Origin of the sequence: Catenuloplanes nepalensis (assembly GCF_030811575.1) — a bacterium.
In the GTDB taxonomy this organism is placed as follows: Bacteria; Actinomycetota; Actinomycetes; order Mycobacteriales; family Micromonosporaceae; genus Catenuloplanes; species Catenuloplanes nepalensis.
In genome coordinates, this window is sequence record NZ_JAUSRA010000001.1 from 2,465,100 (window position 1) to 2,478,057 (window position 12,958).

Genomic DNA, 12,958 nt, shown 5'->3' on the forward strand with positions numbered 1-12,958 from the left:
ACGATCATGATGTCCCGTGCTCAGAGGGGGATCGACGATCCGTGGTTAGTCGTCCGGGCCGCCGGTAGAAACGAGACGTCCTGACGGGTGAGGAAGCCGGCTGTCGCGCACCGGCCCGTCGTCACGACGCCTGATTGCGTTACCGACGAGAGGACGACGATGAGCAGTACACCGGTGCCACGGGGGATCGCGCTGCTGGGTCTCGCGAGCTCGATGTTCCTGGTCGTCCTGGACGCCGCGATGACGAACCTGGCCGGTCCGGACATCCGCGAGGGCCTCGGCCTGTCCGCGGCCGAGCTGACGCTGGTGGCGAGCAGCTACCTGGTGCCGCTGGCCGGGCTGCTGCTGCTCGGCGGCCGGCTCGCGGACGTGGTCGGCGGCCGGCGGATCTACGTCGCCGGCATGGCCGTCTACCTGGTGGCGACCGCGTTCTGCGCGCTCGCCGTGAACGGCCCGATGCTGATCGCCGGCCGGATCGGGCAGGGCATCGGCGGCGCGATCGTGATCCCGTCCGCGCTGGCGCTCGCGCTCGCCATCTCCACGACGCCGGCGGCCCGTACCCGTACCGTCGGGATCTGGGGTGCGACCTCCGGCGCCGGCGGGCTGCTCGGCTTCCTGCTCGGCGGCGTGCTCACCCAGGCGTTCGGCTGGACGGCGGTGTTCTGGGCGCCGGTCCCGATCGGTCTGCTCAGCATGGCTCTGGTGCTGCGGTCGGTGCCCGCGGTGTCGGGGCGGCCGGGCCGGATCGACGTGCCCGGCGCGATCACGATCACCGGCGGCATCTCCGCGATCGCCTACGGCGTGGTGTCCGCGTCGGAGTCGCGGTGGAGCGAGCCCGGCTCGTTCATCGCGATCGCGGCCGGCCTGGCGTTCCTGGCCGCGTTCGTGGCCGTCGAGCTCCGCGCCGCGAATCCGCTGGTGCCGCTCGAGGTGTTCCGGCGCGGCCCGGTCATCCGGGCGAGCGTGGTCGTGATGGCGCTCGGCGGCGTCTTCGGCAGCATGTTCTTCCTGCTTCCGCAGTACCTTCAGCAGGTGGTGGGCCTGGAGGCGCGATCGGCCGGCCTCGCCCAGGCCCCGCTGCCCCTCATGATCATCGTCGGCAGCGCGCTGGCACCCGTGGTCGCGCGGGCGATCGGCCTGGCCCGCGCCTGCACGGCCGGCCTGTTCCTGCTGCTCGCCGGCTTCGCCTGGCTGATCTTCAACCCGGCGGACGACCGTTACTCCGTGCACCTGGCCGGCGCGTTTGTCCTGCTCGGCGCCGGGGTCGGGATCGGCCTGGTGAACGCGATCGCGATCGCGGTCCGAGACGCCACCGAGGGGGAGTCCGGCCTGCTCAGCGGCCTGGTCAGCGCGGCACAGCAGGTGGGCGCGGCGGCCGGCGTGGCGATCCTGGGCGGAATCGCGATCGGGGCCGGCGGCGAACTGAACTTCACCACCGCGTTCGTCAGCCAGGCGGTCCTGGTCCTGATCGCGTTCGGGCTGTCGCTCATCCACGGCGCCCGGACGGAGCGCACCGAAGCCGTCGCGTACCTCGAACGGGTCTGACCTCTCGTGCCGTCCCCGGTCCCGGCCGGGGACGGCACCCGGCAACCACAGCGAAGGACCTCCATGACAATCGGTCACGTTCTCCGGCGCGTGCGCGCCGGCACGGCGCACGGCGTCTGGCTCGATCCCGCGTTCCAGGCCCCGCACACGATCGGCGTGAGCAGCCCGGACTTCGCCGACGGCGGTCCGATCCCGGAGTCGCACGTGGCGCGCGGTGGCAACGTCTCGCCGGAGCTGTCCTGGACCGCGCCGCCGCACGGCACCGCGCAGCTGCTGCTGATCCTCGAGGACGCGGACGTGCCGTTCCCGCGCCCGCTGATCCACACGGTCGCGCTGCTGCCCGCGGAGACGCGCACGATCGCCCGTGGCGGCCTGCGCCCGGGCAACCCGTCGGTGCGGTTCCTGCGGGCGAGCCTGGGCCGGACCGGGTACGCGGGCCCGATGCCGCCGCCCGGCCACGGGCCGCACCACTACGAGTTCACGCTGTACGCGCTGGACCGCCCGTTCCCCGCGGGCGTGCGCTCGATCCGCGCGGTCCGGCGGGCGATCGACGGTCTCGTCCTGGCGCGTGGCCGCCTGACCGGCACCTACGAGCGGTGAACCATCGGTTGCGACAGCCGGTGCAGCTTGTCGTAGCTCTCGGTGCCGGGCTCGGCCGTGTAGACCAGCAGCCGATGTGACTGCGCCTGGTCGAGCATGGTCTGGCAGTGCAGCACCAGCGGGCCGAGCTCCGGGTGGATCAGGTTCTTCACCTCGTCCGGCCGGACGCCGATCTGGTGGCGGTCCCACAGCCCGCGGAACTCCTCGCTCTCGGCGAGCAGGAGGTCGGCGAAGTACGCCGCCTCGGAGTCCGGCCCGCGCAGCGTGACGAGGCGGCGCAGGCCGGCCGCGTACATCCAGGACAGCGGTGCGTGGTCCTCGGGCACGTAGATCCGCCGGCTGCCCGGGTCGGCGAACCACCGGTAGCCGCGGCTGCGCATCGGCCCGGTGTACGCGGTCGCGTCGCCGAAGACCGCGACCCCGAGCGCGGTCTGCCGCAGCGTCTGGCCGAGCTCGGTGACGATCTCCGCGGGCGTGTCGTCGAGCCGGTCCAGCACGCGCAGCAGCCCGGGGCTGACGTGCTCGCCGGTCATGCCGCGGGCCGGCGGCTGGTGCCCGGTGAGCCGGAACAGGTGATCCCGCTCGTCCAGCGTGAGCCGAAGGCCCTGCGCCATCGACGCGACCATCTGGGTGGACGGCCGCGGCCCGCGCTCACGTTCCAGCCGCTCGTAGTAGTCGATCGACATGTGGCACAGCGCGGCCACCTCCTCGCGCCGCAGCCCGGCGGTCCGCCGGTTCTGCCCGCGCGGAAGTCCGACGTCCTCGGGTTGCAGCGCCTCCCGGCGCTTCCGCAGAAACTCCGCCAGCCCGCCTCGATCGATCAGCATGGCGTCTTTTGTACCGTCTCGCCCCAACCCCATCCACGGATCGCCGATCCCCCCTTCCGGCCGGAGGGTTCAGACCAAGAGCTCGAAGAGCGAGGAGCACCAGCGGGTGTACGGCTCCGCGGTGCCCTCCCGGGTGGGATGCACGCGGTTGGCGAGGATCAGCACGCCGAGGCCCCGGGACGGTGAGAGCCAGAGCCGGTTCCCGACATATCCGGTGTGCCCGAAGCCGGGAAGCGCGGCGGAACCGAGGCCGGGCCGGGGCGCGACAACCCACCCGAGGCCGAAGCGCGCACCCGGGGCCGACGGCGTGCAGGCCTCCGGACACGGGTTTCGGAGCCAGGCCTGCGCGGCGGCCGTGACCAGCGCGAGCGTGCCGAACGCGCCGGCCTGACCGGCGACACCGCCCATCGCGGCCGCGTTCTCGTCGTGCACCTCGCCCACGATCAGCCGCCCGCGCCACGGGTCGTGCTCGGTGGCGACCGACTCCGACGGCGGTGCGCCGAACCGCAGCCCGGTGCGCTCCGCGGCCAGCGTGCCCAGCGTGCGGCCGGTCAACTCCTCCACGACCTGCCCGAGCAGCATGAATCCGAGGTCGCTGTAGACCTCGTCCGGCGGGCCGAGCGGCGTGCCGAGCACGGCCGCCAGGATCGCGTCCCGGCCGGTGGCGGTGCGGAAGAACGGGACGGAGGCGGGCAGGCCGGCCGTGTGGGTGAGCAGCGCGCGGATCGTCGCGCGGCCCACCGCGTACCCCCGCGCGGGTGTCCATAGTTCTTCCAGCGGCGTCTCCAGGTACGGGACCGCGGCGAGCACCTCCGGCAGCGTGACCAGGACCTTCGTCAGGCTGGCCAGGTCCCACCAGTCATCGATCCCGACCGGGCGGCCGGTGGCCAGGTCGGCGGTGCCGTGCGCTACGCGAGTGAACACCTCGTCCGGGCCGAACACGGAGACCGCGGTGGCCGGCGCCGGCGATCGCGCCACGATGTCGTGCATTGAAGACCCCACGTGGACAGGTATAGCGGAGGCACTATTTTGGTCCGGTGACGCACCTCTGCATCGACTTCGGCACGTCCAGCACGGTGGCGGTGCTGGCGGGCCGCCAAGGGGTACGCCCCGTGTTGATCGACGGCCTGCCGTCGCTGCCGTCCGGCGTCTGCGCCGACCCGGCCGGACGCCTGGTGACCGGCCCGGAGGCGGCGCACGCCGCCGCGACGGCCCCCGAACGATACGAGCCCTACCCGAAACAGCGCATCGACGAGAAGTCCGTGCTGCTCGGCGGCGTGGAGTACGCGGTCGCCGACCTGATCGCCGCCGTGCTGCGCCGCGTGGTCGGTCAGCTGCCCGCGCCGCCGCAGCGGGTCACGCTCACCCACCCGGCCGCCTGGGGAGCGCAGCGCCGCGAGGTGCTGTGGGAGGCGGCCGCACGCGCCGGGCTCAACTCGGTGCGCCTGGTCAGCGAGCCGGTCGCGGCCGCGGCCCACTTCACCGCGACCGCGGGCGACACGCTGCCGGCCGGCGGTGCCGCGCTGGTCTGCGACGTGGGCGCGGGCACGGTCGACGTCTCCGTGGTCCGCCGCACGCCGACCGGCTTCGAGGTGCTGACCACGACCGGCCTGGCGGACGGCGGCGGCCTGGACCTGGACGCCGCGATCGTCGCCCACCTCGGCACGGTCTACGCGTCCCGGCACGGCGGCGCCTGGTCGCGGCTGGTCGCGCCGTCCGTGCCCGGCGACCGGGCCGCGTCCCGCGCGTTCTGGACCGGCGTGCGGACCGGCAAGGAGACGCTGTCCCGGTCCCCGGGCACGCACATCCACCTGCCGATCATCGAGCAGGAGGCGCCGCTCGGCCGCGAGCAGTTCGAGATGCTGGCCCGCCCGGTGCTCGACCGGACCGTGGACGCCGCGCGCGCGGTGCTGCGCGAGGCGCGGGTGGAGCCGTCCGCGCTGTTCGGCGTGTTCCTGGCCGGTGGCGGCAGCCGGGTGCCGCTGCTGGCGTCGATGCTGCACCGCGCGCTGGGCGTGGCGCCGACCGCGGTCGAGTCGCCGGAGCTGGCGGTCGCGGCCGGCGCGGTGACGGCCGAGGACGTGAGCGGGCCGGACGCGGAGCTGACCGTGAAGGCGCCCCGGCCGATGGACCGCACCAAGATCTACGCGGCGGCACAGATCCCGGTCGGCAAGCCGGTCAAGCGGAGCCGGCGGAGGCGCCGGCGGGCGGTGTTCCTGGTCGTGGCCGCGCTGGTGGTCGCGGCGGCCGGTGGGGCGGCGGCCGCGGCGTGGCCGTCCGGCGACGAGGACGGCGGCAAGCCCGACGGCGACTCGGTGGTCACGGAGAACGGCTGGAACGGCGAGTTCTTCATGCAGATCGACAGCGCGAGCCGGGACCAGGCCACCGGCCGGCTGCTGCTGCGGGTGCGTCAGGCGAGCCTGGGCCAGAACCGGCAGACGATCGACGGCACCGGGCGGTGGGTGAACGTGCGCGTCGACCCGGACGCGGAGGTGTGGCGCGCGGACCGGTCGCCGAGCGACGTCGACGAGCTGTTCGCGGATCTGGGTGCGCGCGCCGACCGCAAGCGCGGCTTCACGCTCACCTTCAACCCGCGTGGCGAGGTCACCACGGTTCAGTGGCTCTGATTCGTCGCGGCCGCGCGTTCCAGGGTCGCGCGGAACGCACGGGCGGCCGGTGACGCCGCGCCCGCGGTCCGCTGCGCCGTGAAGATCGTGCGGCGCGGCGCCGAGGGCAGCTCCACCAGCCGGCACGACGTGGACCGCCCGGCCCAGACCAGGTCCGGGATGAGCGCGACCGCGTTGCCGGACTCGACCAGCCGGATCTGCGACTGCAGGTCCGCGGTCTCGTAGCGCACGTCCGGCTCGAACCCGGCGACCCGGCAGGTCTGCAGCGCGAAGTGCCGGGACGCGGTGCCGTGCGGCTCCATCACCCAGGGCATGTCCCGGGCGTCGCGCAGATCCGACACCGGCTTCAGTGAGGCCGCCTCCGGTGGCAGCGCGAGCCGGATCGCGTCCGTGGTGAGGTCGCGCCGGTCCAGGCCCGGGTGGTGCGGTGCGGCGTGCGCCGGGTACTGCTCCGCGACGACCATGTCGAAGTCGCGCGCCCAGGTCTCGCGGAGCGCCTCCTCCGGCTCGCGCTGCACCATCTCCACGCGGACGTCCGGGTGGTGCAGGGCCATGGTCTTCAGCGCCACCGGCATGAGCGCGAGCGCGGCCGACTGGAACACCGCCACCCGCACGCGGCCGCTGACCCGGGTCAGCGAGGCCTGCAACGCGGCCTCGGCGCGCTCGAGCGTGTCGAGCACCTCGCCGGCGGACGCGACCAGCACCTCGGCCTGCGGGGTGAGCTGCAGTCGGCGCCCGGACTTGCGCAGCAGCGTCATGCCGGTCTCCTTCTCCAGCTGGCTGAGCTGCTGGGAGACGGCGGACGGGGAGAAGTTGAGGGCCTCGGCGACGGCCGCGATCGTGCCCCGGATGGCGAGCTCCCGCAGCAGCACGAGACGGCGAATCTCCAGCACAGCGCCCACTCCTTGGAAGACAGTTAAGCAGCCTTGAAGAATACCCGTCACAAACGATCGCTTTTCCTAATGCAAGAGCGGACTGAAACTGGGCATCTCACGTCATGGAGGGAACCAGCCAGATGAACGCCACCGACCCGAAGCTGAGCGCCGAGGCCGTAACCCTGGTCCGGCGCTGGCTGCGTGAGGCCGAGACGTACCCCGTCTCCGGCTCCGCCGCACAGCTGGCCGGCGTGCTGCGCGACCCCAAGGGCCTGTCGTTCGCGGTCGGTTTCGTCGACGGCGTCGTCCGGCCGGAGGATCTTCAGGTCAGCGCCCGCGCGCTCAGCCGCCTGTCCCGCGACGTGCCGTCGTTCCTGCCCGCGCCGCTGCGTGCCGCGGTCAAGGCCGGTGGTGCTCTCGCCCCGGCCATGCCGGGCGTGGTGGTGCCGATCGCGCGCCGCGTGCTGCGCGAGATGGTCGGCCACCTGATCGTCGACGCGACCGACGCACGCCTCGGCAAGGCCATTGCGAAGATCAAGGGTCAGGGGGTACGGCTCAACGTCAACCTCCTCGGCGAGGCCGTGCTCGGCCGGGGCGAGGCGTCGCACCGCCTGAAGGAGACCGAGCGGCTGCTGGCCCGGCCGGACGTCGACTACGTCTCGATCAAGGTGTCCGCCACGGTCGCGCCGCACAACCCGTGGGCGTTCGACGAGGCGGTCGCGCACATCGAGACCGAGCTGACGCCGCTGTTCACCCGCGCGCTGAACGAGCACAAGTTCATCAACCTGGACATGGAGGAGTACAAGGACCTCGACCTGACCATCGAGGTCTTCACGCGCCTGCTCGACCGGCCGGAGTTCCTGTCCCTCGAAGCGGGGATCGTGCTCCAGGCGTACCTCCCGGATGCCCTGAGTGCCATGATCCGGTTGCAGGAGTGGTCCGCGGCGCGGCGCGCGCGAGGTGGCGCCGGCATCAAGGTGCGCCTGGTCAAGGGCGCGAACCTGCCGATGGAGCAGGTCGAGGCGTCGCTGCACGGCTGGCCGCTGGCCACCTGGGGCAGCAAGCAGGAGTCGGACACGAACTACAAGCGGGTGCTGGACTACGCGCTGCACCCGGACCGGATCGGCAACGTGCGGCTCGGCGTGGCCGGCCACAACCTGTTCGACGTGGCGTACGCGTGGCTGCTCGCCGGCGAGCGCGGCGTCCGGGACGGCATCGAGTTCGAGATGCTGCTCGGCATGGCGCAGGGGCAGGCGGAGGCGGTTCGGCGCGAGGTCGGCGGCCTGCTGCTCTACACGCCGGTGGTCGAGCCGGCCCAGTTCGACGTGGCCATCGCCTACCTGATCCGGCGCCTGGAAGAGGGCGCGAGCAGCGAGAACTTCATGTCCGCGGTGTTCGAGCTGCATTCTTCCACCGCTCTCTTCGAGCGGGAGCGTGCTCGCTTCGAGGCCTCGCTCGCGGCGCTGGACTCGTCGGTGCCGCCGGCCCACCGGGTCGCCGACCGGCACGCCGTGGTCCCGGTCGCCACGATCGGGCACTTCCAGAACACGCCGGACACGGACCCGTCGGTGCGCGCGAACCGCGACTGGATGCGGGCCGCTGTGACAAAGGCCGAAAAATCCGACATCGGTACGGCGGGGATCGACGCGGCCCGGATCGACTCCACGGCCGCGCTCAACGACCTCCTCGAGAGGGCCGGCGCCACCACCTGGCGCACCGTTTCCGGTGACGACCGCGCCAAGGTGCTGCACCGCATCGGCGAACGGATCGAGGCCAACCGCGCCGCGCTCATCGAGGTGATGGCCGCGGAGGCCGGCAAGACCGCGGACCAGGCCGACCCCGAGGTCTCCGAGGCCGTCGACTTCGCCCACTACTACGCGGACCTGGCCCGCGAACTCGACTCCGTGGACGGCGCCACCTTCACGCCGGCCGGCATCACGCTGGTCACACCGCCGTGGAACTTCCCGGTCGCGATCCCGGCCGGTGGCGTGCTCGCCGCGCTCGCGGCCGGATCCGCCGCCGTGCTCAAGCCGGCCGGCCCGGCCGAACGCTGCGGCGCCGTGCTCGCGCAGGCGATCTGGGAGGCGCTCGACGACGCCGGAGTCTCCCGCGACGTGCTGACGCTGGTCCAGGTGGACGAGGGCACGCTCGGCGCGCGACTGATCGCGCACCCGCGCATCGACCGCACGATCCTGACCGGCGCGTACGAGACCGCGGAGCTGTTCCGCTCGTTCCGCTCCGACCTGCCGCTGCTCGCCGAGACCTCCGGCAAGAACGCGATCATCGTGACGCCCAGCGCGGACCTGGACCTCGCGGTCAAGGACGTGGTCCACTCCGCGTTCGGTCACGCGGGCCAGAAGTGCTCGGCCGCGTCGCTGGTCGTGCTGGTCGGCTCGGTCGCCCGCTCCAAGCGGTTCCGCACCCAGCTGCTGGACGCGGTCTCGTCGCTCACGGTCGGCTACCCGTGGGACCCGTCGTCGCAGGTCGGCCCGGTCATCGAGCCGCCGGCCGGCAAGCTGCTCGACGGCCTCACCACGCTCGGCTCGGGCGAGTCCTGGCTGATCGAGCCGCGCCGGCTCGACTCGTCCGGGAAGCTGTGGAGCCCGGGCGTGCGGGACGGTGTGCGGCGCGGCTCCGCGTACCACCACACCGAGTACTTCGGGCCGATCCTCGGCATCATGACCGCGGACACGCTCAGCGAGGCGATCGACATCGTCAACGAGGTGGAGTACGGCCTGACCTCCGGCATCCACTCGCTCGACGTGGCCGAGCTGCGCACCTGGCTGAACCGCATCCAGGCCGGCAACCTCTACGTCAACCGCGGCACCACCGGCGCGATCGTCCGCCGCCAGCCGTTCGGCGGCTGGAAGCGCTCGTCGGTCGGGCCCGGCACCAAGGCCGGCGGCCCGAACTACCTGATCGGGCTCGGCTCCTGGAACTCCCGCCCGGCCACCGCGGTCGACGAGCCGAGCGCGCGCGTCCGCAACCTGATCGGGCGTGCCACGGCCGTGCTCACCGGCGACGAGGTCGCCTATCTGGAACGCGCCGCCCGCAGCGACGCCAACGCGTGGGCCACGCACTTCGCGCCGTCGGACGTCTCCGCGCTGTCCGCCGAGCGCAACGTGCTGCGCTACCTGCCGGTGCCGGTCGACCTCCGCCTGGAGGCCGGCGGCTCGGTCGCGGAACTGGTCCGGCTGATCGCGGCCGGCACGCTGGCCGGCGCGGACCTGACGGTGTCGTCCGCGACGCCGCTGCCGGAGGCGCTGGGCATCGCGCACACGGTCGAGCCGGCCGACGCGTGGACCTCGCGTCTCGGCCCGGGCCGCGCCCGGCTGGTCGGCGGCTCCGTCGCGGACGTGGTCGTCGCCACGGACGGCCGTCCCGACCTCGGCGTCTACGGTGGTCCGGTGACCGAGTCGGGCCGGATCGAACTGCTGCCGTTCCTGCGCGAACAGGCGATCAGCATCACCGCCCACCGCTTCGGCAACCCGGACGGCATCGCGGACCGCGCCCTCTAGAAACCGTCCGGAGGTGCGGTTCGCGCGCGAACCGCACCTCCGGACGGTCACCGGCCGCTCTTGGGCCGCCGTGATCGGGCACGATCGGGCGGCTTCCGGTGATCCAGGCGTCATTCATGGATCGTTCGCCGCGGCGCCGAGCAGCCAGTCGCGGAATCTCCGCTCCCACTCGGCGCATCGTGGCGTCAGCTCGCCGCGCTGAACAACCCGCCCTGGTTCGGGCGGTCGCGCGAGTTCATCCGTCGATCAGTGCACGGAGTGCCGCGACGTGGCGGGCGTAGGCGGCCTTGCCGTCCGTGGTGAGGCTGACCCAGGTCTTGACGCGGCCACGGCCGGTCGGCTTCGCGATCGTGACGTAACCGGCCTCCTGCAACACCTTCAGGTGCTTGCTGACCACCGAGTCGGCCACGCCGAGCATGTCGCGCAGCGCGGCGAACTCCGCGCTGATGGTGGCGTCGAGGAACGCGCAGATCCGCAGCCGGTGCGGCGCGTGGATCGTCTCGTCGAACGGCTCGGTCACGCGCCCGCCCGCAACTGGGCGCGCAGCGCGGCGTCGAACCGGCGGCCGACCACGACGGCCGCGACGAACGCGAACGCGGCGATGCACCAGATCAGCCAGTCCAGGCCGGTGTAACTGCCGATCGCCCAGGCCGTGATCGCGGTGATGCCGACCAGCGCGCCCGTCGCCTTCGCCCAGCGGCCGGCACGGCCCGCGTCGAGGCCGGAGACCCAGACACCGGCCCGGCGTTTGTAGACGTGTGCCAGCCCGAGGCAGACCAGGATGAACGCCAGGGCGGAGGCGAGCCGGACGACGGTGTTGCCGAAGCCGTAACCGACGACGAACCCGGCGGCCGCGAGACCGAGGACCGGGTGGTACCACCACGGCGTCACCAGCCGGTCGGCCAGCGTCGATCGTGCCTCGGAGATCGCGGCGAGTTGCGCGGCAGGATCGTTTTCCACGACGGAAACTCAATCACATTCCGTCTTGGAAAGTCAATGGCCCGCCGGCGATCCCGTCATTCCGGCCGTCCGCCCGCGCGTGATTGACTGAGGCGTGCGGGATGATCATCCGATGTCCACAGTGCCGCCCGGCGACCCCGCGGTCTCGCGGACGGTGCGTCACGTCAGGGCTGCGTGGTGAGCCGGGAGGAACTGGTGGTCGCGTGGGGGCGGGGCTGGGCCCGGTCCCGGCGCGTTCCGGCCGTCATCACGATCCCGGGCGGCCTGCTGCTCGACGTCGGCCGGCCCGGCCACCGGATCCGCTACCTGCTGCACACCTGGGACGAGCCCTACCTGCGCGAACTCGGCCACGAGATCACCACCCCCGGCGCCTGGATCAAGCTCGACGGCAGCGCCCGCGACCTGCGCGCCGCACTCCCGCCACACTGGCGCATGTTCGAGTCCAACCAGCTGATGACCGCGCCCCTGACCGCCGCCACGGTCCGCGCCCCGCGTCCGTTCAAGGTCACGGTCGAGGCCGACCACGCCGGCGTCCTCACCGCCACGGCCCGCCACGACCGCACCGGCGACCTCGCCTCCTCCGGCCGGCTCGCCCCCGGCGGCGGCTGGGGCGTCATCGACCAGGTCGAGACCACCCCCGAGTACCGCCGCCGCGGCCTCGGCACCGTCGTCATCCAGGCCCTCAGCGACCACGCCGCCCGCCGCGGCATCCGCACCGGCGTCCTCGCCGCCACCGACGACGGCCAGGCCCTCTACCGCACCCTCGGCTGGACCATCGCCACCGAACTCGCCGCGGCCTTCATCCCCGAGCCCTGACCCGCCGGGCGGCGGAACTCAGGACGGTGGTAGCGAACCCGCAGACGATCACGTGTCGCAAATCGTTGTTCAGTCGGCCGGATGGCAACGATTTGCGACACGTGATCGGCTTCTGGTCGTCCAGCCCGGCTTGATCTTCTCCCTGCGGGATCTTCCGGCCGCAGGGCCTTTCGATATTCCCGCTTCCGGCATGGCCGAGTTCCGCATGCTCCCGCGGGCAGCGGGCGGCCTCCCTGCACGTGCCGTGGGTGGCGGGGAAGAACCCGCCCGTCGGGCCGGCACCCACGACCGTCGGTCCGGCACCCACGACCGTCGGTCCACGCTGCCCGCTGCCGCTCGGCTACGGGGCCGCGAGCGGCATCGGACCGGCTGCCAGAACGACGTCCCCACATCACTCGTCTCCGTCGCCAGGGGATCGGCCGGGTGGTCGCCAACGCCGGCCGTACCCACGTGAGGAGCGGTCATCCCGCTGAATCCATGCGAGGGAATGCCACGTCAGACAACGAGGAGGTACGCCTGCGGCACCTTCTCCGGCGCCTCGGGCTGCCGGACCGCGGTGGTGTGCGGCCGGAACCCGGCGTCGGCCAGCAGATCCGTGACGACGGCGGGATCCCAGCGGTACGCGTCGAGTGACAGGCCGCCGTGGCCGTAGGCGCGCTCGACCCGTACCGTGGCCGGGGTTGATGGGGTGGTGGCCTGGAAGGCCAGAAGCAGCGGACCGGTCGGCCGCACCACCCGGCGGAACTCCGCGAACAGCGCCGGCACCAGCTCGCGTGGCGTGTGAATGATCGAGTACCACGCGATCGCGCCGGCCAGCTCACCGTCCGCGACGAAGGACAGCCGGTCGATCGACCCGACCTCGAACCGCGGCCCCGGATGGCGGCGCCGCGCCTCCGCGATCATCGCGGGCGACAGGTCCACGCCCAGCACGTCCGTCCGGCCCAGCTCGCGCAGGTGCGCGGCGACCCGCCCGGGCCCGCACCCGAGATCCCCGACAGGGCCGTGACCAGCGAGTTCGGCGAAGACGGCTAGCATCGCCCGGTCCACCGGCCGGGCTGCGAGATCGTCCGCGAGCGCGTCCGCGTAGCCGGCGGCGACGGTGTCGTAGGAGGCCCGTACCGCAGCGTGATGAGTAGTCACGCCGGGGACGGTACCGGGAGGGTGGCGGCGGGCATTTACGATGTTCGCGG

General features: G+C 72.9%; 11 protein-coding genes. 5 read left to right on the forward strand and 6 right to left on the reverse strand.

What is annotated here, in order from left to right:
- Positions 1-159 precede the first annotated feature (159 nt).
- Together J2S43_RS10275 and J2S43_RS10280 are read left to right on the forward strand one after the other, a co-directional pair.
- Positions 160-1,545, forward strand: coding sequence for an MFS transporter (locus J2S43_RS10275; RefSeq protein ID WP_306828617.1), 1,386 nt, complete (start codon positions 160-162; stop codon positions 1,543-1,545).
- Positions 1,546-1,608: 63 nt separating this feature from the next.
- Positions 1,609-2,145, forward strand: a complete 537-nt coding sequence (locus J2S43_RS10280) for a YbhB/YbcL family Raf kinase inhibitor-like protein (RefSeq protein ID WP_306828618.1) — start codon at positions 1,609-1,611, stop codon at positions 2,143-2,145.
- On the opposite strand, the gene J2S43_RS10285 is transcribed toward J2S43_RS10280, so the two are convergent.
- Together J2S43_RS10285 and J2S43_RS10290 are read right to left on the reverse strand one after the other, a co-directional pair.
- Entirely contained in the window at positions 2,133-2,972 is an 840-nt protein-coding gene (locus J2S43_RS10285; protein ID WP_306828619.1) for a helix-turn-helix transcriptional regulator, read from the reverse strand. The two genes, J2S43_RS10280 and J2S43_RS10285, sit on opposite strands and share 13 nt — an antisense overlap.
- Positions 2,973-3,041: 69 nt before the next feature.
- Positions 3,042-3,962 carry a serine hydrolase domain-containing protein gene (locus J2S43_RS10290; RefSeq protein ID WP_306828620.1) on the reverse strand — a complete coding sequence of 307 codons (921 nt, stop codon included), beginning with the start codon at positions 3,960-3,962 and terminating at the stop codon, positions 3,042-3,044.
- 47 nt (positions 3,963-4,009) lie between these two features.
- On the opposite strand from J2S43_RS10290, the gene J2S43_RS10295 reads away from it, so the two are divergent.
- Complete coding sequence (locus J2S43_RS10295; protein ID WP_306828621.1) at positions 4,010-5,599, forward strand: Hsp70 family protein; 1,590 nt, start codon at positions 4,010-4,012, stop codon at positions 5,597-5,599.
- Here J2S43_RS10295 and J2S43_RS10300 read toward each other — a convergent pair.
- Entirely contained in the window at positions 5,587-6,492 is a 906-nt protein-coding gene (locus tag J2S43_RS10300) for a LysR substrate-binding domain-containing protein (RefSeq protein WP_306828622.1), read from the reverse strand. The two genes, J2S43_RS10295 and J2S43_RS10300, sit on opposite strands and share 13 nt — an antisense overlap.
- Positions 6,493-6,596: 104 nt before the next feature.
- Here J2S43_RS10300 and J2S43_RS10305 point away from each other — a divergent pair, with 104 nt between their 5' ends.
- On the forward strand, positions 6,597-9,992 hold the full coding sequence (locus tag J2S43_RS10305) for a bifunctional proline dehydrogenase/L-glutamate gamma-semialdehyde dehydrogenase (protein WP_306828623.1): 3,396 nt from the start codon (positions 6,597-6,599) through the stop codon (positions 9,990-9,992).
- Positions 9,993-10,227: 235 nt separating this feature from the next.
- On the opposite strand, the gene J2S43_RS10310 is transcribed toward J2S43_RS10305, so the two are convergent.
- Entirely contained in the window at positions 10,228-10,512 is a 285-nt protein-coding gene (locus J2S43_RS10310; RefSeq protein ID WP_306828624.1) for a transcriptional regulator, read from the reverse strand.
- Entirely contained in the window at positions 10,509-10,952 is a 444-nt protein-coding gene (locus tag J2S43_RS10315; RefSeq protein ID WP_306828625.1) for a hypothetical protein, read from the reverse strand. Before J2S43_RS10315 ends, J2S43_RS10310 begins: the two co-directional genes overlap by 4 nt.
- 177 nt (positions 10,953-11,129) lie before the next feature.
- On the opposite strand from J2S43_RS10315, the gene J2S43_RS10320 reads away from it, so the two are divergent.
- Positions 11,130-11,768 carry a GNAT family N-acetyltransferase gene (locus J2S43_RS10320; RefSeq protein WP_306828627.1) on the forward strand — a complete coding sequence of 213 codons (639 nt, stop codon included), beginning with the start codon at positions 11,130-11,132 and terminating at the stop codon, positions 11,766-11,768.
- A gap of 495 nt (positions 11,769-12,263) precedes the next feature.
- Here the strand turns inward: J2S43_RS10320 and J2S43_RS10325 are convergent, their stop codons facing one another.
- On the reverse strand, positions 12,264-12,908 hold the full coding sequence (locus tag J2S43_RS10325) for a class I SAM-dependent methyltransferase (protein WP_306828628.1): 645 nt from the start codon (positions 12,906-12,908) through the stop codon (positions 12,264-12,266).
- Positions 12,909-12,958 lie beyond the last annotated feature (50 nt).

What these genes read in the sequence shown, in the direction of transcription:
- J2S43_RS10275 (WP_306828617.1), top strand. Translation starts at nt 160, where the DNA reads ATGAGCAGTACACCGGTGCCACGGGGGATCGCGCTGCTGGGTCTCGCG.
- J2S43_RS10280 (WP_306828618.1), top strand. Translation starts at nt 1,609, where the DNA reads ATGACAATCGGTCACGTTCTCCGGCGCGTGCGCGCCGGCACGGCGCAC.
- J2S43_RS10285 (WP_306828619.1), bottom strand. Translation starts at nt 2,972, where the DNA reads ATGCTGATCGATCGAGGCGGGCTGGCGGAGTTTCTGCGGAAGCGCCGG.
- J2S43_RS10290 (WP_306828620.1), bottom strand. Translation starts at nt 3,962, where the DNA reads ATGCACGACATCGTGGCGCGATCGCCGGCGCCGGCCACCGCGGTCTCC.
- J2S43_RS10305 (WP_306828623.1), top strand. Translation starts at nt 6,597, where the DNA reads ATGGAGGGAACCAGCCAGATGAACGCCACCGACCCGAAGCTGAGCGCC.